The 22,699-nt window shown below is 70.0% G+C and carries 15 protein-coding genes; 4 read left to right on the top strand and 11 right to left on the bottom strand.

Going from position 1 to position 22,699, the window contains the following annotated elements:
* Positions 1-44 precede the first annotated feature (44 nt).
* Both I3V78_RS01035 and I3V78_RS01030 read left to right on the top strand, forming a co-directional pair.
* Complete coding sequence (locus tag I3V78_RS01035) at positions 45-5,666, top strand: RHS repeat-associated core domain-containing protein (RefSeq protein WP_204484450.1); 5,622 nt, start codon at positions 45-47, stop codon at positions 5,664-5,666.
* Positions 5,663-6,019 (top strand): hypothetical protein, encoded by a 357-nt coding sequence (locus I3V78_RS01030; protein WP_204484449.1) that lies wholly within the window; start codon positions 5,663-5,665, stop codon positions 6,017-6,019. The genes I3V78_RS01035 and I3V78_RS01030 overlap by 4 nt, the downstream gene beginning before the upstream one ends.
* A 77-nt stretch (positions 6,020-6,096) precedes the next feature.
* On the opposite strand, the gene I3V78_RS01025 is transcribed toward I3V78_RS01030, so the two are convergent.
* From I3V78_RS01025 to I3V78_RS01015, 3 genes are all read right to left on the bottom strand, one after another.
* Positions 6,097-7,197: a sterol desaturase family protein gene (locus tag I3V78_RS01025; RefSeq protein WP_204484448.1), complete on the bottom strand. Its 1,101-nt coding sequence runs from the start codon at positions 7,195-7,197 to the stop codon at positions 6,097-6,099.
* A gap of 141 nt (positions 7,198-7,338) precedes the next feature.
* Positions 7,339-10,197 (bottom strand): TonB-dependent receptor, encoded by a 2,859-nt coding sequence (locus tag I3V78_RS01020; protein WP_204484447.1) that lies wholly within the window; start codon positions 10,195-10,197, stop codon positions 7,339-7,341.
* Positions 10,198-10,223: 26 nt separating this feature from the next.
* The gene (locus I3V78_RS01015) at positions 10,224-11,165 is read right to left on the bottom strand and encodes a hypothetical protein (RefSeq protein ID WP_204484446.1); all 942 of its coding nucleotides are present in this window, start codon (positions 11,163-11,165) and stop codon (positions 10,224-10,226) included.
* 270 nt (positions 11,166-11,435) lie between these two features.
* On the opposite strand from I3V78_RS01015, the gene I3V78_RS01010 reads away from it, so the two are divergent.
* The gene (locus I3V78_RS01010; RefSeq protein WP_338023439.1) at positions 11,436-12,143 is read left to right on the top strand and encodes a PaxA; all 708 of its coding nucleotides are present in this window, start codon (positions 11,436-11,438) and stop codon (positions 12,141-12,143) included.
* Between the two features lie 7 nt (positions 12,144-12,150).
* Here I3V78_RS01010 and I3V78_RS01005 read toward each other — a convergent pair whose 3' ends face one another.
* From I3V78_RS01005 to I3V78_RS00985, 5 genes are all read right to left on the bottom strand, one after another.
* The gene (locus I3V78_RS01005) at positions 12,151-12,891 is read right to left on the bottom strand and encodes a DnaJ domain-containing protein (RefSeq protein ID WP_204484445.1); all 741 of its coding nucleotides are present in this window, start codon (positions 12,889-12,891) and stop codon (positions 12,151-12,153) included.
* A 22-nt stretch (positions 12,892-12,913) separates the two neighbouring features.
* Complete coding sequence (locus tag I3V78_RS01000) at positions 12,914-14,446, bottom strand: Hsp70 family protein (RefSeq protein WP_204484444.1); 1,533 nt, start codon at positions 14,444-14,446, stop codon at positions 12,914-12,916.
* A gap of 32 nt (positions 14,447-14,478) precedes the next feature.
* On the bottom strand, positions 14,479-16,422 hold the full coding sequence (locus tag I3V78_RS00995) for a serine/threonine protein kinase (protein WP_204484443.1): 1,944 nt from the start codon (positions 16,420-16,422) through the stop codon (positions 14,479-14,481).
* A complete protein-coding gene (locus I3V78_RS00990; RefSeq protein WP_204484442.1) occupies positions 16,419-17,504 on the bottom strand; it encodes an AAA family ATPase in 1,086 nt (361 codons plus the stop codon). Before I3V78_RS00990 ends, I3V78_RS00995 begins: the two co-directional genes overlap by 4 nt.
* 127 nt (positions 17,505-17,631) lie before the next feature.
* On the bottom strand, positions 17,632-18,204 hold the full coding sequence (locus tag I3V78_RS00985; protein WP_204484441.1) for a TFIIB-type zinc ribbon-containing protein: 573 nt from the start codon (positions 18,202-18,204) through the stop codon (positions 17,632-17,634).
* 256 nt (positions 18,205-18,460) lie between these two features.
* Here I3V78_RS00985 and I3V78_RS00980 point away from each other — a divergent pair, with 256 nt between their 5' ends.
* On the top strand, positions 18,461-19,144 hold the full coding sequence (locus I3V78_RS00980) for a Crp/Fnr family transcriptional regulator (RefSeq protein ID WP_338023438.1): 684 nt from the start codon (positions 18,461-18,463) through the stop codon (positions 19,142-19,144).
* 525 nt (positions 19,145-19,669) lie between these two features.
* Here the strand turns inward: I3V78_RS00980 and I3V78_RS00975 are convergent.
* The 3 genes from I3V78_RS00975 to I3V78_RS00965 all read right to left on the bottom strand — a co-directional run bounded on the left by I3V78_RS00975 (position 19,670) and on the right by I3V78_RS00965 (position 22,420).
* Entirely contained in the window at positions 19,670-20,308 is a 639-nt protein-coding gene (locus I3V78_RS00975; RefSeq protein WP_239576240.1) for a hypothetical protein, read from the bottom strand.
* A 120-nt stretch (positions 20,309-20,428) separates the two neighbouring features.
* Complete coding sequence (locus I3V78_RS00970) at positions 20,429-21,127, bottom strand: suppressor of fused domain protein (protein WP_204484439.1); 699 nt, start codon at positions 21,125-21,127, stop codon at positions 20,429-20,431.
* 111 nt (positions 21,128-21,238) lie between these two features.
* Positions 21,239-22,420, bottom strand: coding sequence for a GNAT family N-acetyltransferase (locus I3V78_RS00965; RefSeq protein ID WP_204484438.1), 1,182 nt, complete (start codon positions 22,418-22,420; stop codon positions 21,239-21,241).
* Positions 22,421-22,699: the final 279 nt, after the last annotated feature.

Here is a 22,699-nt window from a genome sequence, read left to right as displayed (position 1 = left end):
CTCCGTCACGCGAGCGCCTCGTGCTCTCGTGAGGAGGCCGTGCCATGTTCCGTTCCTTGATGTGCCTTGGCCTGCTGCTGGCGCTCCCCGCGTCGGCTCAGACCGTCAACGACTACCAGGTTCAGGCTCCCGAGCTGACGGCCCCCCAGCGGGGCTCGCTCGTGGGCCAGTATGCGAGCACGGCCTTTGGTCCCGCGGATGTCAGCCGGGGCGGCTTCTCGCTGTCCGCTCCTTTCGTGGCGCCCACGGAGCGGGGCCCCTTGCTGGGCCCGGTGTTTCCCTCGTACTCCCCCGACAACGGCATCTCCGAGTGGGGACAGGGCTGGCGCTCCGCTCCCTTCATCGTGCGCTCGCGCGTCCTGGGTGACCTGGACTACGCCACGGACGAGCTGACGGGCCCCTGGGGCCGGATGGTGCAAGGCCACGATGGCTTCTGGTACCCGCAGGGCCTGTCGAGCCCCATCCGGGTCGAGCCTGTCCCGGGTGGATTCATCGCCCACCTGCAGGACGGCAGCCGCTGGACGTTCGGTGGCGCCGCGCGCATCCAGACGTCGGATGGTACCTACGCCTGGTACCTCACCGAGGTGGTGCAGGCCACGGGCTACACCACGCGGCTGGCGTATACGGCCAATGCCTCGGGACGGCTCTTCCTGCAATCCGTCCTCTATGGCGGCATGGGCCCGCAGTTGCTGTCCCGCGTGGACTTCGTCTACGAGCCGCTGACCACCTTCTTCTCGGACCTGCGCTCGGGCTCGGAACTGGTGTTGGACCGTCGCATCCAGCGCGTGGAGATGTGGGCGAAGGACTTCTCCACGGGGACGTTCGCGCCGCGCTGGTTCTATGAGCTGGGCTACGTGGGTGAGGGGCTGGGCCCCACCTTCCTGCTCACCTCGGTGCAGCAGGTCTTCGCCTCGGGCGAGCGCGCCCCCGTGGTGAGCTACGAGTACGAGCAGGCCGAGCCCACGCTGACGGCGGCGCCGCTCCGCGCCACACCCGCCTTCGACACCGTGCTGAACACCTACTCGCCCGCGGTTGTCATGCCGACGCGCTCGAGTGTCCTGGATGAAGACCTGGACGGATGGACGGACCTGGAGGAGCGCACGGACTTCACGCTCATCCGGCAGGGTCCCCAGGGCTTCAGCTACGAGCCGCTTCCCGCCGCGCCGGCCGATGCGCGCGTGGAGTGTCGCGCCCCGCCCTCGACGGGCAACTATCCGCGCACGCTGGCCCGTATGCGCGCGGATGTCTCCACCCATCAAGTGGTCCGGCTGCTCATTCAAACAGGCCGGGGGCAAACGAAGCTTCTCTTGTGCGAGCGTGATGGCGCGCAGGTCCATGAGTCGACCCTCCAGGGCACGTGGTCCTTCAACGCGACCACCCGTCTGGCGGACCTCAACCGGGACCGGCAGCCGGACGTGCTGCGGGTCTTTCGCAATGGCTACTGGGTGATTCCCAACCAGAGCACGAGCGGAGGCTATGCCTTCGGGTCTCAGATCACGGGCAGCCTGGACATGAACTTCACCCCCTCGGCCATCTGGGTGCAGGACTTCAACGGGGATGGGCTGCCCGATCTCATCATGCGCAACTCCGCGCTCCTCGTGGTGTATCGGGGCCGGGGTAACTTCCGCTTCGAGCCCACCGGGCAGATCTTCCGAGGGTATGGCACCGCGGGGACCGTCGACCTGTCGCGCTACCAGTTGAGCTTCGTGGATGCCAACCGGGATGGGCTCACGGACGTGCTCATCAACACCTCCGCGCGTGCCTTCCTGCTCGTGAACGTGGGCGACCGGCTCGTGGAGAAGGCGGTTCCCGGGCTGAACTCCTCGGGGCTCGATTCGGCGTTTCCCATCGTTCAGGACTTCGCGGGCACGGGCAACACGGAGGTCTTCTTCGCCCGGGAGGGCAAGGCGCACTCGGTGGCGCTCAACACCCCGGGCACGGGCCTGCTCAAGGGCGTGGAAGATGGCAAGGGCACCCGGCTGGAGTTCCTGTACGGGCGCGGCCCCTCCGCCCCCGGCAGTGGCGTGCGCCAGTCCGTGTTGGACGAGATGACGGTGAAGTCCAGCGGGCAGGATGCCGTCACCTATCATTATGACTATCAGAATCCACGCGTTCACTCGGTGGGAGGCTTCCCGCTGGGGTACGCGACGGTGTCTCGCACGGATGCGCGGACCGCGTACGTCATGGACTTCCGGATGGAGGACCACATCGCGGGCCTTCCGGTGTCCTCCGTGCGCACGGATGTGGGCGCGCCCCAGGTCCGGCCCTTCGAGTCCTGGGAGTATCAGGACGTTGCCTTCCAGGGCTTCTCCTGGCCGCGCCCCTCCGCGAAGGTGAAGGGGTGGATGAATCCGTCGGGAACCCAGCGCGTCTCCGAGCGGACGGACTACGTGACGTATACCGCCGAGGTGTGCCCGTCCCAGGTGCGCATCACCCAGGAGCACGGCACGTTGGTGTCGTTGCACACGCGCGCGTCCCTGTCCGGCTGGAGTCAGTCCCTGCACTGCCTGGACTCCTACCTGGAGATGATGGGCACGCACACGGACAGCTCCCTGGACTTCCATCACGAGAGCCGCATCGAGCGCAATCAGGCTGGTCTGATGACGAAGCTCACCAGTGTGGTCCCCGGGCAGTCCATCGTCTTGCAGGAGGTGGCGTACAACCCGGACTTCTCGGTGAGCTCCATCGCGATCCCGGGCCGTGGGGTGATGGGCTTCGACTATGAGCGCCGCATGTTGCGGCAGGTGACGTCTCCCGAGGGCGTGGTGACCCAGGTGACGGAGCGTCATCCGGTGACGGATGCCATCCTCGCCATGGAGTTGGATCGTGGCGGTACTCCCTATGAGCAGTTCTTCCGCTTCGACGGTCAGGAGCGGCTGAGCCGGCAGTGGGACAGCCTGGGGGGCACCGACCTCAACCCGAAGGAGGCCTACGCCTACCGCTACGCCACGGCCAATGCCCCAGGTTCCGTTTTCGTGTCTCAATTGGTGGATGCGGCTTCCGCCTCGGTCCGGGAGTTCATCGACTACTCCACCGCCTCGGGCGCTTCCGTGACGACGGCCCGCCTCGTTCCTGGGGGCTGGGTCTTCGATGGTGTGGTGGAGCGACTGCCGTCACTGGCCCAGACCCATACGTCGATGCGGCCGGGCATGGCGGCCTCGGTGGACATGCAGGCGCTGGATTACGCCACGCTGCTGGCGGGGTCGCAGCGGGTGTCGTCGAGCACCTCCGCCTTTGGCTCGTCCGTGTTCGCGTCCACCCGGTTCCACGACACCGTGGAGCAGCAGCTCGCCACGTCCCTGGGACTGGACGCGGGCCGGATGACCCGCACGGTGCTGGAGAATGGAACCTGGAGCCGGAGGCAGGCGCTGGACTCCTCCGCGCGCGTGGTGGAGTCCAAGGACGAGGCGAACGTTCGCACCGGCTTCCGCTACGACGCCCTGGGCCGGTTGCGGCAGGTCGACTTGCCGGATGGCCGGTTCCACCGCGTCACCTATGACGCCCATGGCCGGGTGTCGTCGCTGCTGCGCGAGGACCTGGCGAGCGTGGAGTACGTCTACGCGCCCGTCACGGGCCTGCTCACGGCGAAGCGCTATGGGAATGCCGTTGGGGCACTGCGGCGGCAATTGACCCTGGGCTACGACGCCCTGGGCCGCGTCTCCACGGAGACCTACTCCGATGTCTCGGGTGCGGCGGACCTCGTCTACCGCTACTACCGCGACGGCGCGACCCCCGCCCACCCTGGACTGCGGACGGCGCTGGGCCTGGTGAGCGCCATCGAGGGTCGGGGCTATCTCAAGCTCCTCGAGTACCGGCCGGATGCCAGGTTGGAGCGCAGCGTGCTGAGGCTCGATGACTGGCGCAGCGTGGAGACGCAGCTGTTCTTCACGGAGGGCGGTGAGGTGCGCTCCGAGGTGACGTCGGTCCGCGAGGCAGATGGCACGCTGGTGTCCACCCTCACCAAGGGCTGGGTCCGGGATGCATACGGGCGGCTCTCGGAGCTGTGGCTCAATGGCGTGCCCAAGGCCCTCCTGGGCTATGACACCCAGGGCCAACCCCAGTCCATGTCCTTCCCGGGGGGACAGGTGACGCTGGGCTACGATCCGTTGACGCGCCGCCGGGTGTCGCTCTCCCAGGTGGGCCCGGGCTGGACCTCCTCCTCGGGGCTTCAGCTCAATGCGCGAGGCCTGCTCGACGTGGAGTCGGTCTCCGCGGGCGGCACGAGTCTGTCGCGGGTGTACGGGTATTCGTCGCGCGGCTTCCTCTCCAGTTCGACGGATGCGCAGCACGCGTATGCCTATGGCTTCGACTCCTCTGGCCTGCCCTCGTCCATCGAGGAAGGGGGCGTGCGACGCGATCTCCTCCGGTCCGGACAGACGCTCACCGCCGGAGGTGTGACCTACACCTTCGATGACCAGGGCCGCGCTGTCTCCCGGGACGATCTGGCCTTCCGGTATGGCCCGGATGGGAACCTGGCGGCGGCGGGTCGCGATGGCGTCGAGCAGTGGTCCTTCCTGTACGACGAGAAGGGACAGCGGCTGATGAAGTTCGCGGACGGGGTCCCCGTGGCGGCCTACCTCGATCAGGGCCTCTATCTGGACGCGACGGGCCTCACGCAGCCCCTGCATTTCGGCGGTCAACTCGTGGGGCTGGTGCGCGGAGGCGACCTGCACCTGGTGGCCACGGACCTGCGTGGCACGGTGATCGCGGACGAGGATGGCTCGATGCGGCTCGCGTCTCCGTTCGGAGACCGGTCGGTGCGGCCGGCCCTGTCGGCGGTGATCGATTACGTCCAGAAGGGCCATGACGCCGACCTGGGCCTCATCCGGATGGGCGTGCGGGACTACGACCCCAAGCTCAACCGGTTCCTCACGCCGGATCCGCTCTTCCTGGAGGAGCCCGGGCGCTGTGTGGGCAGCCCGGTGGAGTGCAACCTGTACGGCTACGCCCGGAACAATCCGCTGCGCTATGCGGACCCGAGTGGCATGGCCGCATGGGATTTCAAGGATCTGTCAGCGGGCGCGACCATGGGCACCATCGCGGCGGTCCTGCCCGCGGGCTCGATGCTGCCGGTGCCTCCGGATCAGTCCGAGTCCTTCTACGTGGGCTATGCGGCGGCCATGACGGCGGGCACCATCTACGAGGGCATTGTGAGCATCAGCCTGATGGTCGGCGGAGGCGGGATGATGGGCGGGGGTGGGGCCTTGAGCGCCACGGGAGTGGGGGCCGCGCCGGGCATTCCCGCCATGGCGGCGGGTTACGCGACGTTCGGCGCTGGATTGGCGCTCGGCGCCGATACCGTGGCGGACGCCCGCCATACCTTCCAGGTCCTGCAGATGGCCAACAAGTCGGGGAAGGGGGGCGGTGAAGCCTCGTCGCCGAAGAACCAACAGCAACCAGGGACACGAACCAAGAATCGGTTGCCCGACGGGCGTAAAGAAAAGGGCCCTTCTAATGGAGTTCTTGAGAGAAAGGATCCCCAGACCCGACAGCTTCAACAGCAACGCCGTTACGATTCTGACGGGAAGCCAGTAAAGGATTGTGATTATGATCATCATCCAGAACTAGGCACACCTCACGTGCATGATTGGAAATATGAGCAGCCTCAAGCCCCTAATCGAACGCGACAAGATCCTCGGTCGCTTGAGCCTGGAGAGACTTTGTGAGTGCATCCCGATTCGATGTGCACGATGCTGAAATTGTAGCGTTGGAAAACCACCGCGAAGCGAAGGAACTCAGCTTGGGTCTGCGCATGGTCGGCGGTGCGAGAGCCCTCCTGGTCTTTTCAGGCGTGGAGAGTGTTTCCTTGGGTCCATTCTACGACCAGAATGTACTTCTCGCTCTATACGAGTGGACTGCGGCTCATTCGGGTGCAAGGGCGCGCTGCCAGGAGTTTGAGCTTTCTGTCGAAAGCACTCGTGCCGTCCTGGAGGGGCAGGTGAAGTTTTATGAGCTTGACCCTTCTGTTGGATTGGGCGGGTACATCCTCGCGAGGGATGCGGTGATGACAATGCTGTGAGAACACTTTGAAAGGACGCCGCGACCCCAGCGCAAGTAAAGGCGTCCTCCTTGAGGCCAAGCGAGCGGGCGTGATTTTCAAATTGCCGCTACTGCGAGTGGCAACAGCATCAGCCGCACGGCCTCCACCCACCGTGCCCACGGGCGGCCTTCCAGCACGCCGCCCAGGCCCCCGAGCGACGCGAGGAACCACGCCGCGAACGCGAGCTTCCACGGGCCGGACAGGGCTCCGCCCTTGAAGAGGAAGAGCACCGTCACCCCGAGCGTCAGTACACCCACGACCGCCAGGTAGAACACCACCCGGCGGGAAGGGCTCACCTCGTACCGGGCCCGGCCGGGCTCCACCGGGACGTGGGGGTCCGTCACGCCGGGCGGCATCCACTCGGGGGGCATGAACCAGAAGCGCAGCTTGTCCCAGAGGCGCGGCGTCCGGCGCATGAGGCTCCACGCCTCCCGGAAGGGCCGCCACGCGGCGCGCAGGGGATTGAAGGTGCGCACGGGCGCCACGGTGCCGTAGGTGACGGGCTCGCGCTCGGGCTCGAAGGTGCCGAAGAGCCGGTCCCAGACGATCAGCATCGCGCCGTGGTTCTTGTCCAGGTAGCGGCCGTTGCAGGCGTGGTGCACGCGGTGGTGGGACGGCGTGACGAACACCCACTCCAGGGGCCCCAGCCGGTCGATGAGCTCGGTGTGCACCCAGAACTGGTAGAGCGTGTTGAGCGCCACGGCGGTGGCGAACATGGCCGGGGGAAAGCCCACGAGCGCCAAGGGCAGGTAGAAGGCGCGCGAGAAGAGCGGCTGCACCGGGCCCTGCCGTAGCGCCACGGACAGGTTGAAGTCCTCGCTCTGATGGTGGGGCGCGTGGCCCATCCACCCCAGGTGGGTGCGGTGCGAGACGCGGTGGAACCAGTAGTAGCAGAAGTCCGTGCCCAGGAAGAGCGCCACCCAGGCCCATGCGGACGTGGCGGGAATCTCGAACAGACGGACCGAATAGAGCGCCACGTACGTGCCCGCGAGCAGGCCCCCGGCCACGGCGCCGAACACCGTCTGGGCTGCGCCGAGCGACAGGTTGGCGAAGACGTCCGGACCCCGGAACACCCGGCGGCCCCGCAGGCGTCCGGCCACCCACTCGGCGCCCATCAGCACGAAGAAGAGGGGGATGGACAGGACGATGAGGCTCATGGGCTTCATCCTACCCGGCGGCCGCGCGCCCCACCGCGCGTCTCGCCCGCCCGGATGGGCTCCCACCGGGCGCCGGAAACGACGAGGGCCCTCCGCGCCAGCGTCGCGCGGAGGGCCCGGGGACTCATGTCACGTCGGCGCTCAGTTGCGGAAGCGCAGGGTGAGCTGACCCGCGACGGGGCCGTTGGAGCGCGAGCGCACCAGGCCGTAGTTGTTGTTGGTGCCCGTGCTGTACTGGTCGTAGTAGGCGGTGGCGTCCGTGTTGTTGAGCACGTTGGTGATGAGCAGCATCAGCTCCATCTTGTTGCTGCCCAGTTGCACCAGCCGGCCCACGTCGTAGCGCACCTGGGCGTCGATGACGAGCTGGGAGGGGTTGCGCAGCTCGGACACGGTGGTCGGATCATTGAAGTTCGCCGTGCCCCGGGTCACCGCGTAGCCCGTGCCGCGCGGCGAGCGGTAGAAGTTGGTGCTGCCGGGGGCGCCCGTGGCGGTGCTGTTCAGCTGCTGGTACTGCCAGAGCGGCGTGCCGGTCAGGTAGCGCGCGCGCAGGTTGAAGTCGAGGCCGAAGGGCGTGCTGTAGCCCACGGCGCCCTTGAGGGTGTGGCGGATGTCGTCGGGCGTGGGGCCGTTGAACAGGTACTTCAGGCGGGGGTTGCTGCCGTAGCCGTCGAAGTAGCTGCCCACGGTGCCGTTGTTGAACGCCAGGGTGTAGCTGGCGAGCAGGTCCCACCGGCCCAGCTTGCCCTGCGCCCACAGGTCTCCACCCTTGTAGTCGCGCCAGGCGTCGGACGGGTTGTGGATGCGGTAGACCGTGCTGTTGACCTTGGCCGGGTCCACGTAGCCAATGACGCGCGTGCCGCTCGGGTCCCAGATCTGGTTGACCTCCTCGTCCACCCACATGTTGTTGTAGCGGCGGTAGGTCAGGTCCACGCCCACCACGGCGCCCTCGGACACCTCGCGGTGCAGGCCCAGGCTCACCTCGTCCACGCTCGGCGGCGTGTGCGTCTTGTCGAAGAAGCGGCCGTTGGCGCCGCCCGCGACGGTGCAGCCCGGGGTGCCCGCCGGAGTCTCGGGCGTGCAGTCATTGAAGGTGTTGGTCGTCGTGTTGAAGGTGGCGCTGTACTGGAGCAGGTCCGGGTTGGCGCGCTGGGCGACGAAGACATCGCCCATTTCGTTGGAGCGGCCGTAGTGGGCCTTGAGCAGCGTCTTGCGGTCGTTGGTGACGTCGTACGTCGCGGAGACGCGCGGCCCGATGCCCACCAGGTTGGTGATGAAGGTGGAGTTGTTGCCGTAGAGCCGACCCACGTCGGCGCGCAGACCCGCCACCACGGTGAGCTGGCGGTTGACGGTCCAGCGGTCCTGCACGAACGCGCCCAGTTGGGCCACCGAGGCGTCGGTGTTGTTGGGGCCGAGCACGCCGTTGGCGCCGTAGAACGACACGCGCGTGTCACAGCCCGCGGGGTAGCTGGGCGAGCTGGGATCGCAGTAGCCGTTCCTGTCGAGGTAGCGCAGGTTGCCGGTGGTGCCCAGCGACTGGTCGCCCGCGAGGTAGCCCACCTGGATGCCCGCCTTCATCTGGTGCGCGCCGCGCTTGAAGAGCAGTGTGGGGTCGAACTGGAAGCGGTAGCGGTTCTCCGTGGAGTAGTTGCCCGGCAGGGTGCTGCTGGACAGGGCGGTGGACGAGTCGCGCACGAAGCTGGTGCTCGAGTCGACGTGGGCCACGGCGTTCAGATCGTCGTTCTGCGGGCCCTGGTAGACGTCCTTGTAGGTGAAGCCCGTCTGCAACTGGAAGAGCGTGCTGTCGTTGATGTTGCGGTCGTAGTTGGCGATGAGGAAGTAGCCCCCCCGCGCGATGCGCGACTCGGCCTCGGGCGAGGTGTTCGCGTTGGAGTAGTTATTGCTGATGGTGTTGCGATCCACGTTGACGGCGAGCGACAGGCGGTCGCGGCTCGTGGGCTGCCAGGTGAGCTTGAGCCGGGCGAGGTTCGTCCGGGTGTCGCGAGGCCGGTTCTCCTGCACGCCGTTGATGGTGAGCGGGGTCTCGCGCAGGCTGAAGTTCATCTGACCGCTCAGGTAGAACCACAGCCGGTCCTTCACGATGGGGCCGCCCAGGGCGAGCACGGGCGAGTAGAAGGTGGTGATGGGCTGGGGGCCGCTGCTGTTCTGCAGCAGGCCGCCGGTGCTCGCCGGCTGGTTGGAGGAGAACTGCGTCTTGGCGCCGGCCCAGGAGGGCTGGAGCACGAGCGCGGCGTCGTAGGTGAAGCGGTTGGAGCCCGTCTTGGTGACGATGTTCTGCACCACGCCCAGCGCGTTGTACTGCGCGTCCAGGCCGCCGGTGATGATCTCGAAGTTCTCCACCGCGTAGAAGTTCATGGTGGAGGTGATGGAGCCGTCGGACACGTCCGTGGTGTCCATGCCGTCCACGTAGAACTTGCCCCAGCGCGAGATGCCGCCGCGGCTGCTCGGCGCGGTGCCCGGGCCCACGCCCGCCACGAGCTGGGCGATGCCCTGGGGCTGGGTGAAGATGGGCGTCTGGGCCGCCTTGTCCGCCGTCACCACCGCGCCCGTCTGGGCCGAGTCCGGGTTGATGATGGGGTTGGTGCGCTCGGTGATTTCATACGTGGCCTGCGCCTGCGTCTCCGTGAAGACGTCCAGCTTCACGTCCACGGGCGTCGTCTGGCCCAGGCGCACGGCGATGTTCTTGAGCTTGAGGGGGGTGAAGCCCTCGACCGTCACTTCGATCTGGTAGCCCTCGCCCGGGGGCAAGAGGTCGAACTCGTAGCGGCCGTCCTCGCCGCTCGTGCGGGAGATGGGCTGCTGGAGCGCGGGGCCGCTGATGGTGAGGGGAACCTCGGCCAGCGCGCTGCCGGTGGGGTCGTACACGTAGCCGGAAACGCGGCCGTAGTTCTCGCCCGCGGCCAGCGCGGACGCCGGCAGCAGCGCGAGCGTGAGGAGCACGAGCAGCGGCGCCCAGCCGCGCGTCGAACGGTGAGTCGTCATGGAGGCAGTCTCGGAGGGGGAGGGGTTCACGGCGTGCTCGGCACGAGGAAGAGCATGCCGGTGTAGGTGGCGTTCGCGCTCAGGTCGTAGGCGTCGGCGGCGCACGGCGCGGCGTAGCAGAGCGAGGTGTAGGTCGTGCTGCCGCCCGCCACTTCGCGCAGGCGCACCACGGGGGAGAAGTCCGGCTCGCCCGGGCGGGCCTGGAACACCAGGCGCGCGGTGAGGTCGCGGGCCGTACCGCTCGAGCCCTTGAACCACACGCCGTCCATGGTGCGCACGTTGCCCTCCTCGGTCACGGCCACCGCGCCGCCATCCAGATAGGCGAGTTGCAGACCGAGGTACCACCCCGAGGCGGCCTGGGCCGAGGGCCGCGTGGGCAGCACCGACAGGTCGATGACGGCGCGCAGCGCGAGCGACTCGTCCGCCGAGGCCTCGCCGCCGAACACCCCGTCCTTGAGCGACTGGGCGCTCTTGATGGCGTTGCAGTCAAAGGGCGTCACGCCCGTCCAGGCGCTCGTGCGCACCAGGGGCAGCGCCGCCGGGGCGTTGGTCGCGGGCGTGAGGGGCAGGGCGTCGAACACGGCGAACTGCGCGTCCTGCCGGTAGGCGTCCGTGCGCTCGTCGAAGGCCTTGCCGGCCGTGCATGCCTCGGGGAAGTCATACGCCCGGGCCGTGACGGCACTGGCCTTGAGCGTGGGCCGCTTCTGCGCGTCCTCGGTGAGCTTCGCCTTCTCCACCAGACCCAGGTTGTAGAAGGACTGCTCCACGCCATTGGAGAAGGCCTTGGCGGGGGTGTAGCAGCGCTGCCTGCCATCCTTGCCACAGGCGCTGAAGGGCTGGAACTTGGCGTCCAGCGCCGAGGGATCGATGGCGCCCTGGTACGCATCCACCGGACCGGCCGAACCACCACACGACATGGCGCCCCACGCTGTCAGCAGCGTGAGGGCCCACTTCTGCTTCGTCTGCACGAGAGCCTCGCGGGGAATAGAGGGGGGCTCACGGCACGAGCATCCGAAAGCGTGCTTGGCCGCTGCCGGAGCGTCCGTCTATCAACAGACCGCGCGGAGCACAAAGAAGGGATTCGCTTTTCACCCCAGGTTCACATCCCAACCCGGGGAGTAGGGAGGACAGCCCCCCGGACTGTGCTATACGAGGGTGACCCTCTCCGTTGAGGCCCCATGTTCGCGCAACAGAGCACTCCGCCCGATCCCCACTTTTTCGGTCCTGCCCTGATTTCCGTGGCTGTCCATGTGGGCGCGATCGCGGCCTTGTTGGCCGTGGCCAACCCCATGGCCAAGCCCGCCGTGGCGGCGCCCAAGGACGTGGAGCTGACGCTGATGCGGCACCTGCCGCCTCCGCCTCCGCCGCCCCCGCCCGCGGGCGGCCCGACGCCGACGGTCCAGAAGAAGCCCACGCCGCGCAAGGAGCTGGTGCTGCGGCAGCCGGACAAGATCGAGCCGATCAAGGAAAAGCCCGAGGAGAAGGCGCCCGAGCCGGAGCCCACGCCGGAGCCCGTGCCGGAGACGGTGGCCGCCGCGGAGCCCGCGGGGGTGCCCGGGGGCGTGGCGGGAGGGGTGGAGGGCGGCGTGGTGGGCGGAGTCGTGGGGGGCGTGGTGGGCGGTCAGCTCGGAGGCCAGCTCGGCGGAACGGGCGAGGCGCCCAAGCCCAAGAACGTGCCGCCGTTCGTGATCCAGCGCGACGTGGTGCGCCAGACGCCGCCGCGCCTGTCCGAGGTCTTCAAGCAGTCGCACCGCAACCAGGGCACCCTCAACGGCATGTACCGCATCTGCGTGGCGACGAGCGGGGACGTGTACGAGGTGACGCCGGTGAAGAACGTGCCGGGCGCGGACGAGGACATCATCTCCGGCATCCGCGAGGGCTGGCAGTACAAGCCCCAGAAGGTGCCGGTGTGCTTCCTCTACAACATCCCCATTACCATCACCTGATCGCGCCCTACCGGCCGCGGTGGTAGCGGCTCACCTGCTTCTCGAGCAGCTCGAGGCTCACCTGGGCCTCGCGGCACGAGGGCAACAGCCGCAGCGCCTGCTCGAAGCTCTCGCGGGCGCGATCGAAGAAGCGGGTGCTGAGGTACTGCTGGCCCCGGCACACCAGCTCCATGGCCTGGTGGCGGGGGATGGGCATCAGCTTCGCGGCGCGGGAGAACAGGCCGAGCGCCTTGGCGTAGTCCTGCGCCTCCAGCGCGCTCATGCCCATGCGGTAGAGCTGGAGCGCCGCCGTCTCGGGCGAGGGCGTGGCGCGGGCGCCGGACTCGCTCACCGCGGGCCGCGGGCCCGACGTGGGCGCGGGGGCGCCCGGCGCGGCGGCGGTGGGCAGGCCCGGCGGCGGGGTGAACGCGGGGCCCATGGCCGGAGGGCTCCCGGGCGGTGGGCTCACGGGCGGGGCGCTCACGGGCGGCGGCGTGCGGGCGGGTCCCGGGGCGGCGCGGAGCATGCGCTCGCTCCACTCGCGCCGCTTGTCCGGCGGGCTCAGCGCCTCGAAGGCCTTCTTGGCCACGAGGAACATCTCCAGCGCCTGGGCCTTCTCCTCGGGGGACTTCATCCGCAGCCGGTCCGGGTGGGTGCTGGCGGCGATGAGCAGGAAGGCCTTGCGGATGGCGGGCAGCTCCTCGGTGCCTTGGAGGCCGAGGACCTCGAAGGGATTGCGCTCGGAAGGGGGGGCGGGGGCCTGGGACATGGCGGCGTCTCGTCGGGGCCGCTCAGGGCGAGGCGGCGGTGGGCGGGCGCAGCGTGGCCTGGGCCTCGCGGCCGGTGCCGGGCTCGCGCGCGGTGATCTGCAGGATACCGTCCGCGTCGATGGTGAAGTCCACCGCCACGCGCACCGCGCCCGCGGGGGCGGCGGGCAGGTCCGTGAGCCGCAGCTCGCCGAGGTAGCGGTTGGCGTCCACGGTGGGGGATTCCCCCTGGTACACCTCCAGGTCCACGTGCGTCTGGCCGTCGAAGGTGGTGGTGAAGACCTTGGTCTCGCGCGTGGGGATGGTGGTGTTGCGTGGGATGAGGACGCTGAAGCGGCCGCCCTCGGTGCGCAGCCCCAGGCCGCGCGAGAGCACGTCGAGCAGGATGACCTGGGGGGGCAGGGGCGAGGTGCCCGCGACGATGTCCGCCTCGAGCGCGGCGCCCAGGGCCACGGCCTCGTCCGGGTTGACGGAGCGCTCGCCGGGGCGGCCCAGGTACAGCTCGGCGCGCGCGCGCACCGCGGGCATGCGGGTCATGCCGCCCACGAGCACCACGCGGTGGATGTCCTCCAGCGTGAGGCCCGCGTCCTCCAGGGCCTGCTCGCACGGGGTGCGCAGCCGCTCCAGCTCGCGCGCGGACAGGTTCTCCAGGAGCGCGCGCGAGAAGGTGGGCAGGGACAGGTGCAGGGGCTGGCCCTCGTGCGTGGCGAGGAAGGGCAGCTCCAGCGCGGTCGCCTCGCGCTCGGACAGGGCGCGCTTGGTGGCCTCGGCCGCCTCGCGCAGCCGCCACAGGGCGTCCGGCGCGCCGCCCAGGTCCACCCCGGTCTGCTTGAGGAAGATGCGCCGCAGCGCCTCCACCAAGAGCTCGTCCACGTTGTCGCCGCCCAGGGTGTTGTCCCCGCACGTGGCTAGCACCTGCACCACCTCGCCCTCCACGTGCAAGAGCGAGATGTCGAAGGTGCCCCCGCCCAGGTCGAACACGGCGATGTTCTCCGGGCGCGACGCGTCCACGCGGCAGGCGAGCATGGCCGCCGTGGGCTCGTTGAGCAGCCGGTGCACGGTGAGCCCCGCGCGCTGGCCGGCGAGCTTCGTCTCCTGGCGCTGCACCTCGTCGAAGTAGGCGGGCACGGTGATGACGGCGCCGTCCACCGTCTGGCCCAGCCGCGCCTCGGCGCTCTCCTTGAGGTAGCGCAGGACGTGGCTCATCACCTCGGTGGGGCTCTTCACCTGGCCGTGCACCCGCACCGCGGCGTTGCCCGCCCCGTCCGCCACGACTTCATAGGGCAAGAGCCGGCGCAGCGCCTGGATGACGGGATCCGAGAAGCGCCGCCCGAGCAGCCGCTTGGCGGCGAAGACGGTGTGGGTGGGGTGCAGCGCGGCCTGGCGGCGCGCGGCGCTGCCCACCGACACCCGGCCCGAGGCGTCGAAGTGGACGACGGACGGGGTGGTGGTCTCGCCCTCGCGGTTGGGCAGCACGCGGGCCTGGCCGGTGGCCGGGTCCACCCGGGCCATGCAGCTGTTGGTCGTGCCCAGGTCGATGCCCAGCGCGATTCCCATCACACCACCCCTCGTCCCTCCGCTCGCCGCGCTCAGGCCGCCGCGAGCAGTCCCAACTCCGTGAAGAGCAGCGCCACGCGGCGCAGGGCTCCTTCATCCTCCGGTCGCTTGAGTTCCGCAAGCGCGGCGGACAGGGTCGTGCCCGGCTTGTTCAACAAGGAGGCGCTTCTGAGCTCCTGGGCCGACAGGTTCAGGTCACTGGGTGACAGGAGCGCGTCCAGGTTGCGGTAGAGCGGCTTGTGGCGCAGGGGCTCCTGCTCGCGCACCAGCCGCTCCAGCGGGTAGTGCACGCGCAGGCCCTCGTTGAGCAGGGCCAGGCCCCCCAGCCGCTCCTCGGAGCCGTCGGTGATGGGGGCGTCGCGCTCGAAGAAGGCGTAGCGGCCGCGCGTCCAGCCCAGCAGGCCGAGCGCCACGTGGCGGCGGTGCTCGAGCGACCACTCGGCGAGCTCCGTGGGCGACAGGGCCCGGGCGGCGAGCAGCGCCTCCACGAGCCGGCCGGTGAAGGGGCGCGTGCCCTCCATGGCGCGCTGCCACTGCTCGGCGGCGAGCTTGCCGGTGCTCAGCACGAAGGGGCCGAAGCGGTCGGCCGCCAGGCTCGAGCGCACGGCGATGATCTGCCCGGCCTTGAGGAACAGCTCCTTGTGGACGCGGTTGTCCTCGAAGTGCAGCCGGCCCGTGGCGCGCGTGAGCATCAGCCGGGACACGACGCGGAAGGGGTGGGTGAGGGTGAGGTTGCCGGCGTAGCGGGGCCGGGGCGCGGTGGCGCGCCGGGCGTTGAGCCGCTCCTGGGCGGTGGCCGCCGCGGCGCCGATGCGCGGGAAGGCCGAGGGGGACAGGAAGGGCCCGCCGGACTGGGACACCTGCACCTCGGGGGACAGCTTGCCGCTGGCGAACAGCAGCTGCACGTCCTCCTCGCCGAGCTTCATGAGGTACAGGCCGCCGCCCGGCTCGCGCACCGTGTAGGTGATGGCGGCGGGGGCGTCCTGGCCGAGCAGCTCCGGGGGGATGGGCGGCTGCACCGGGGGCGTGCGCACCTCGGGCTCGTAGCAGGTGGCCAGCAGCGCCGCGAGGTCGCGCTGGGACACGCGCAGGCCCGCGCCCATGAGGAACTCGTCCAGCGCGTCCAGCACGTCCGCGGCCGTCTGGTAGCGCTCGTCGGGGTTGGCGAGCATGCACCGGTTGACGATGGTGCACAGGCCCTCGGGCAGGAAGGGCGCCGCGTCCTGCAGCCTCAGGGGCCGCGCGCGCAGCGCCACCGTCTGCTTGAGCACGTCCATCACCGAGCCCGGCTTGAAGGCATGGCGCCGCGCGAGCATCTCGTACAGCGTGATGCCCAGGGCGAAGATGTCGCCGCGGCCGTCGGCCTTCTTGCGCGCGAGCTGCTCGGGCGGGATGTAGCCCGGCTTGCCGCGCACGTTGTTGGTGGCGCCCGCGTTGCCCACCAGCGCCACGCCGAAGTCGAGCAGCTTCACCTCCCCCTCGAAGGAGAGGATGATGTTGGTGGGGTTCACGTCCCGGTGGACCAGCTGCAGGGGCTCGCCCGCGGCCGAGCGCGCCCGGTGCGCGTAGTCCAGCCCCTTGAGCACCTCCATGGCGATGTAGCAGGCGATGTGCACGGGGATGCCCTGGCCCCGCGCGGCGATGCGCCGCATCATGTCGTGCAGGTCACGCCCATGGATGAACTCCATGGCGATGAAGTACTCGCCGCGCTGCTCCCCGAAGTCGAAGATCTGCGCGATGTTCATGTGCTGCAGGAGCGCCGAGAGCCGCGCCTCCTCAATGAACATCTTCACCGCGGATTCCTGCTGGATGGCCTCGGTGAGCACGCGCTTGACGACCACGGGCTTGGCGAAGCCGCCCACGCCCAGCGCGACGCCCCGGTAGATGTCCGCCATGCCGCCGCGGCCCAGGTGACTGAGCAGCACGTAGCGGCCAAAGCGCGTCGGCAGTGAACGGTCTCCGGACGTCGTGCTCATTTCCTACCGCTGGGTGAGAGGGAGTCGGCGACGAGCACGTCCTGGAACATGTCCTCGCTGATGATGAGCGTGCCCGGGCGCGCGGGCGGCCGGGGGGACTCGGAGACGGCAGGGGCGGGGAGGGCGCGCGCGCCGGCCCGGGCCATGGCCGGGGTGGGCGTCGTGGCGAGCCGGGCCTCGGCGGGCACGGGCGGCGGCTCGGAGGCGGTGGCCTTCTGCAGCTCCTCCTCCAGTTCGTCCAGCGGCCCGAGCATGATCTCCATGCTGGGCGTGCGGGGCGGATCCCCCAAGGACTCCAGCATGCCGTGGGCGAGCTCCATGCTGTGCTGGCCGAAGATCTGCTCGGGCTTCTTGCCGGGGGGCGACTCGCCGTGGACCGGCGGGGGCCGCGCCGTCACCCGGGGCTCGGCGCGGGGCACGACGCGGGGAACCTCGACGGGGGCTGGCAGCGGCTGGGGCTCGGCGGGCGCGCTGAAGCTGTCGCCGGTGAGCAGGACGATCATCCGGCGCAGGTCCGCGAGCGTCTGCTCCTTGGCGTTGAGGGCCTCGTCGCGCGCGGTGAGCTCGCGCTCCAAATCCTCGACGCGCTGTCCGAGGCGCTCGCGCTCGGCGCGCAGGCGCACCGCCTCCTCGCCCTGGGCCAGGTCTCCGGAGGCGTTGGCGTCCGCGGCGCGCTGGCGCAGGGACAACAGCTCGCGCAGCCACAGGCGCTTCTCCTCGCGCGCGAGCGTGTCCTGCTCGTCCAGGCCGTGCTGGAGCCGCTCGCCCAGGTTGCCGAGCGCCGAGCGCAGCGCCTCGAGGCCCCGATGGGTCTGCTCCATGCGCCGCACGTGCTGGCCCTGCTCCTCCAGGCGCTCGAGCATCCGGGGCAGGACCACGGGGGGCGGGGCCTCGGGGGCGGCGGCCTTGCGCAGCTCCTCGCACTGGGCCTCCAGCCGGGCCAGGTCCTGCGTGGCCTGACGCAGCACGGGCAGCACCTGCTCGGCCAGCTCCTCCACCTGGGGAACGAGCCCGGCATAGCCGCGGCGGATGTCCTGGAGGTCGCCCTCGCGGGGTGGCCTGCTGCTTGCGGTCCTCTTCACGCTGCGTCCACTCCCTCCAGGCGGGGCCTGCGGGCGCCATGATACCGCACGCCACCTGCTTGAATGGGGGGATGGATGGACGGGGGCGGCTTCCCCGCCTGCTGGGCGGGCCCTCACTCAGGGGCCCTCACTTGGGGCGCGGCGGGGTGCCGGGGCCCCGGGCCGCGGCGGCCGCGTCGCGCGCGGCGGGGGTGTCCGGCCGCAGCGGCAGGGGCGGCAGGGCCTCGAAGCTCTCCAGCGCGAGCTGGCCCAGGCTGGCGCTCGCCTCGGGCAGCCGCTCGATGTCCTCGGCGTACCAGGGGGTGTCGATGCTGATCGGCGCCTGGGGCGCGGGGGGCGGCGGTGGCAGGCGCGCCGGCGCGGCCTTGGACTCGAGGCCCTCCGTGTCGATGTCCGACTGGGACAGCTCCACCGTGAAGGTGTGCACCGGACGGGCGGACTCCGCGCGCCGGGGGCCGGACACCTCCACCATGGGCCCGCGCCGGGGCCGGAGCACCTCGTCGGTGGGCGGGGAGATGGACACCGGGATGGACAGGGGTGCGGTGGTGGGGTCCACCGGACGCACACTCACCTGCAGCGCGGCCCCGCACCCGGAGCAGCGGATGACCTGGGTGCCCGCGGTGAGCAGGGGCACCTCGGTCCCGCAGCGGGGGCACAAGGCACGGGGAACGGTGGCGGATGAGGAGGCCTCGACAGTCATGCGCTCGTTGAGCTTCGAGGATCGCCGACGTGGCCTCCACGTGTGCCAAGACTGGGCGTTACCCGAGCCGCCCATCCTTTCGCAAGCGCTTTCGCCGGTCAACGACTTCGCCATGCCGACGCGGGACCTCGGGCGCGGGGCCCACGAATGAGCACTTGCCCCCCGAGGCCGCTTCATGAGGGATTGGCCCCGCTCCCGGAGAAGACGAGACTTCCCTGGGTCTGGTGCTGCTCTCGTTCCGACGCCGAGGCGAACCGTGCCCTCCTACGCGCAGCTGCTGAAGAAGATTCCGTTGTTCGAGACCCTGTCGGAGGAGGAGTACGAGCTCCTGTCGAAGCTCTTGCAGGAGCGGCGCTACGCCAAGGGGGAGGTCATCTTCCACGCGGGGGACGTGGGGACGGCCCTGTTCATCGTGCGCCGGGGCGAGGTGGCCATCCGCCTGAGCTCGCCGGAGGGCCGCGAGGTCATCCTGTCCATCCTCCGGCGCGAGGCCTTCTTCGGGGAGCTGGCGCTCCTGGACGGGGAGCCGCGCTCGACGGACGCGGTGGCGCGCGAGGAGACCTACCTGTTGAGTCTGCACCAGGAGGACTTCCGCCGCTTCGTCATCGAGCACCCCCAGGTGGCGATGCAGCTGCTGGCGACGCTCAGCCGCATGGTGCGGCGGGTCACCCAGCAGGTGCACGACGTGGCCTTCCTGGAAGGGCCCGCCCGGCTGCGGCGCGTGCTGCTGGAGCTGGCGCGCACCCAGGGCCAGCCCTGCCCCGAGGGCGTGCTGTTGCCCAAGCGCACCCAGGCGGACCTGGCCAACCAGTGCGGCGTGTCCCGCGAGAGCGTGAACAAGTGGCTGCGCGACTTCGTGCAGGCCAACGTGCTGTCCTACGAGAAGAGCGGACAGATCATCCTGTTGGACATGGAGCGGCTGCGCAACAACCTGGATTGAGCGAAACACGGGGAGGGAGGCCGCGCCCAGTTGGCGCGGCCCCCTCGGTCCTCCGAGGATCCCGGACAATGGCCCTGGAGAGCGGACTCCCCAGGCATGGACGTGTCCGTCTTCCGGTGAAGGGGCCCTGACCGCGAGCCTCTTCACCGCGTCCGTCGGGCTTCGTGGCGATGTCCCCCCCCCGGGGCAGGTTGTTGTCGGCGACCCCTCCGTGCTGGAGCTGGCCCGCGGCGACCCCACCCAAACATCGCCTCGCCCTCACTCCTGGCGCGGCTTCCGGATTCAGCGGAGCGCGTGTCCCTGATCCCAAGGCGGTTCTATCGTCCGGGGGGAGGCCGGGGCTGTGAAGCCGTTCACACAACTCGTGTGAAGCGCTTCACAGACACGCGGGCTTTTTTGTGCCGGGGGGCCTCGGGAATGCTCCGGAGTCCACCCGCACGGCAAGATTGCAGTCTCGCGCGAAAGCGTCGGCCCCGCCAGGACAATGTCTGACGGGGCCGGGGTCCGGGCGTTTGGGCTGGTTTCTTAGAAAGTGGAGCCGAGGTTCACCGTGCCCGTGTAGATGCCGCCGGTGCCGGTGGTGCTGGTGGGCGTGGTGGTGTCGCTGGGCAGGCTCGTGGCGAACTGCTGATCCACCAGGACGTTGTAGTTGATGCGCGCGTCGGCGGTGAAGTGGCCCAGGTGCAGCCGGAGCCCGCCGCCCAGCGGCACGTTGCCCACGGTGTCGCTCTGGAAGCCCGCGGCGGTGGCGCGCACGTTGTAGCGGCTGATGCCGACGCCGGCCAGCAGGTAGGGCTGCACGGGCGCGGCGGTGAGGCCCAGGGTGGCCACGGCCTGACCGCCGTTGCGCATCACGTCCGGGCCGCGGACGCTGTCGCTGACCGCGACGTTGCTCCGATCGAAGTTGTTGGAGGCGCCCGCGTACCCGAGCTCGAGCCCCACCACCTTGGTGGGCCGGAGGATGACGGTGGCGCCGTAGGCGGCGCCCGGCTGGATGTCGGCGCCCAGGCTCTGGGTGTAGCCCTCGATGCCACCGCCCACGAGCACGGACACGCCCCGCATGTCCGCGCTGGACTCACGGCCCGCCGCCGCCAGGGCTCCGCTCGCGCAGAGCGACGCCACCGCCACGCCCGCCGCCATCACTCCCATCCGCGTCCTCTTCATGCCTGCCTCCTTGGGGCCCTCTGTGGGTCACCTCTGGAGGCACAAGCTGGAGGGAGTGGGGGCGGCGTGCCACCCGGCGGGCGGACGGGCGGGCCCCGGACCGGTCCTGTCTTCCCGGACCTAGAGCTTCACCTCGTCCCGGTCGGGGTGGGTGATGTAGGGCGGGCCGGCGGTCGCCAGCCGCTCGAGCAGGCGGGGCATGCCATTGGAGCGGGCGAAGGCCATCTCGTTCTTCGTCACGCCCACCAGGGTGAGGAGCTGCACCCGGCCCGAGGGCAGGGTGAAGTGCGAGGGGCGCGTGGGGTCGGTCACGAAGGCGAAGCCGCTGAGCTTCGACTCCCCGCCCGTGAGCGAGCCGTCCACCGGGTAGCGGTGCCCCACGGCGAACAGCCGCGCGCACACGAGGTTGTAGGCCATCAGGTCCAGCAGCCGCAGCACCGGCCAGCGCTCCTCCTCGGGCGTGTGGATGACCATCTCGTAGCCAATCCCGCTCGCGGCGTCCTCGGCGACCTCGTCGCCCGGCGCCAGGGTGAACGGGTTGGACAGGCCGCTCGTCACGTAGGTCCAGTACGGGTACTCGGGCGAGGGGGGCGCCACGCGCACGCCCATGGGCAGCCAGTTCGGGTCCACCGCGAGCTGCTGGCTGGGATCCTCCTCCATCATGCTCTCGATCCACGCCTCCAGCGCTCCCGTCCCCTCCAGCAGGGTGACGTCCTCGCTGATGGCGCCGAAGAGCTTCGGGTACTCCACCTCGTCCCGATCCGCCCAGCAGTCCTCGTACCACTGCACGAAATCTTCGTCCTTCTCAGGCGCTCTCATTGCGGCGGACTCTACCGGGTTGTCTCCGCCGGGTTCACTTTTCCATCACCCCTCCGTCACCCCGCCGTGTCCGGTGGCCCCGGGTCCAGGCGGCGGGACGAGCCCGAGGGGCTAGCGGCCGGGCAGCGGCCACGGCTTGAGGCCCGAGAGTTGCTCGGCCTGCTCCACCGCGGGCCGCAGGTGCTCGTGCTCGCGGCGCAGGAAGTCGCGCACGGCCCGGTCCAGCGTCCGATTGAAGATGAGGTGGGCGCTGTGCACCGCCGTGGGCTCGAAGCCGCGGGAGATCTTGTGCTCGCCGCCCGCGCCGGGCTCGAACACCCGCCGCCCCGCCTGGATGCACTCGTCCACCGAGTGGTACAGGCACACATGGAAGTGCAGGAAGGGGTGCTCCTCGTGGCACCCCCAGTAGCGCCCGTAGAGCCGCTCGGGCGTCACCAGGTTGAACGCCCCCGCGATGACCTTGCCCGCGCGCTCGGCCTGCACGAGCTCCACCTGGCCCGGCAGCGCGCGGAAGGCCCGCACGAAGAAGTCCTCGGTGAGCTGCACCTGGCCCCAGGGGCCCCGGCTCTCGCACGTGGCCTCGTAGAAGCCATAGGCGCGCCGCGCGTGCTCCAGGCCCAGCTCCTCGCCGCGCACCGTGCGCACGGTGATGCCCTGGGTGGCCGCCGCCGCGCGCTCGCGCTTGAGCTGGGAGCGGCGCTTGGAGTCGAAGCGCGCGAGGTACGCGTCGTAGTCTGGGTAGCCCGGGTTCTTCCAGTGGAATTGCAGGGTGATGCGCCGCGCGAGCCCCTGCTCCTCCAGGAGGTCCGCCTCGTCCTCCAGCGGGTAGAGCACGTGCACCGAGGAGCAGCCCGTCTCCTTCGCGCTGTCCACCGCGGCCTGCAGCAGCGCGAGGCGCAGGGCGCGCACGTCCTTTTCGCCCGGGGCGATGAGGAAGCGGGGGCTCGTGGCGGGCGACAGCGGCGCGCCCACCACCAGCTTGGGGTAGTACGCCACGCCCATGCGCTCGGCGGCCCCCGCCCACGAGAAGTCGTAGACGTATTCACCCATGCTGTGGTGCTTGCGGTAGGCGGGCGAGGCGGCCACGAGCGTGCCGCCCCGCCACAGCGTCAGGTGCTGGGGCTCCCAGCCCGTCTCCCGCGTCGCGCTGCCGCTCTCCTCCATGGCCGCGAGCCACGCATGGCGCACGAAGGGCGGCGCCTCGGGGCCCGCGAGGGCGTCCCAGTCGGCGGCGGAGACATCGGTGATGGACTCGAGCAGGCGGAGACGGAGTTGGGCGGCCACGGATTCCATTTAACGCGGGTTTTCGTCCTCCGCCGCCCGTTCGCCCCGCCTCGCGAGAGGACTCGGACAGGCCACCGCCCGCCTGGTCTCCAGGCCGAGGCGCTGCTTCCCTCCAGGTCCGGGGATGATTACTCCTGAACCCTCCAGGTCCTCGCGCGCCTGATCCCCTTCAGACCCCGCCGTATCTTCCGGATCGTCCATGCCCAACTCCGGTATCGATTCGTCGTCTTCGTCTGCTTGCTCCCACCGGACCCCCTCGCCAGGCGCCGCCGCACCGGCCCGCAACGA

This window comes from Archangium primigenium (assembly GCF_016904885.1).
GTDB classification, from domain to species: domain Bacteria; phylum Myxococcota; class Myxococcia; order Myxococcales; family Myxococcaceae; genus Cystobacter; species Cystobacter primigenius.
Note: the sequence above shows the minus strand (reverse complement) of the source record. Positions and strands in the feature narration are given on the sequence as shown.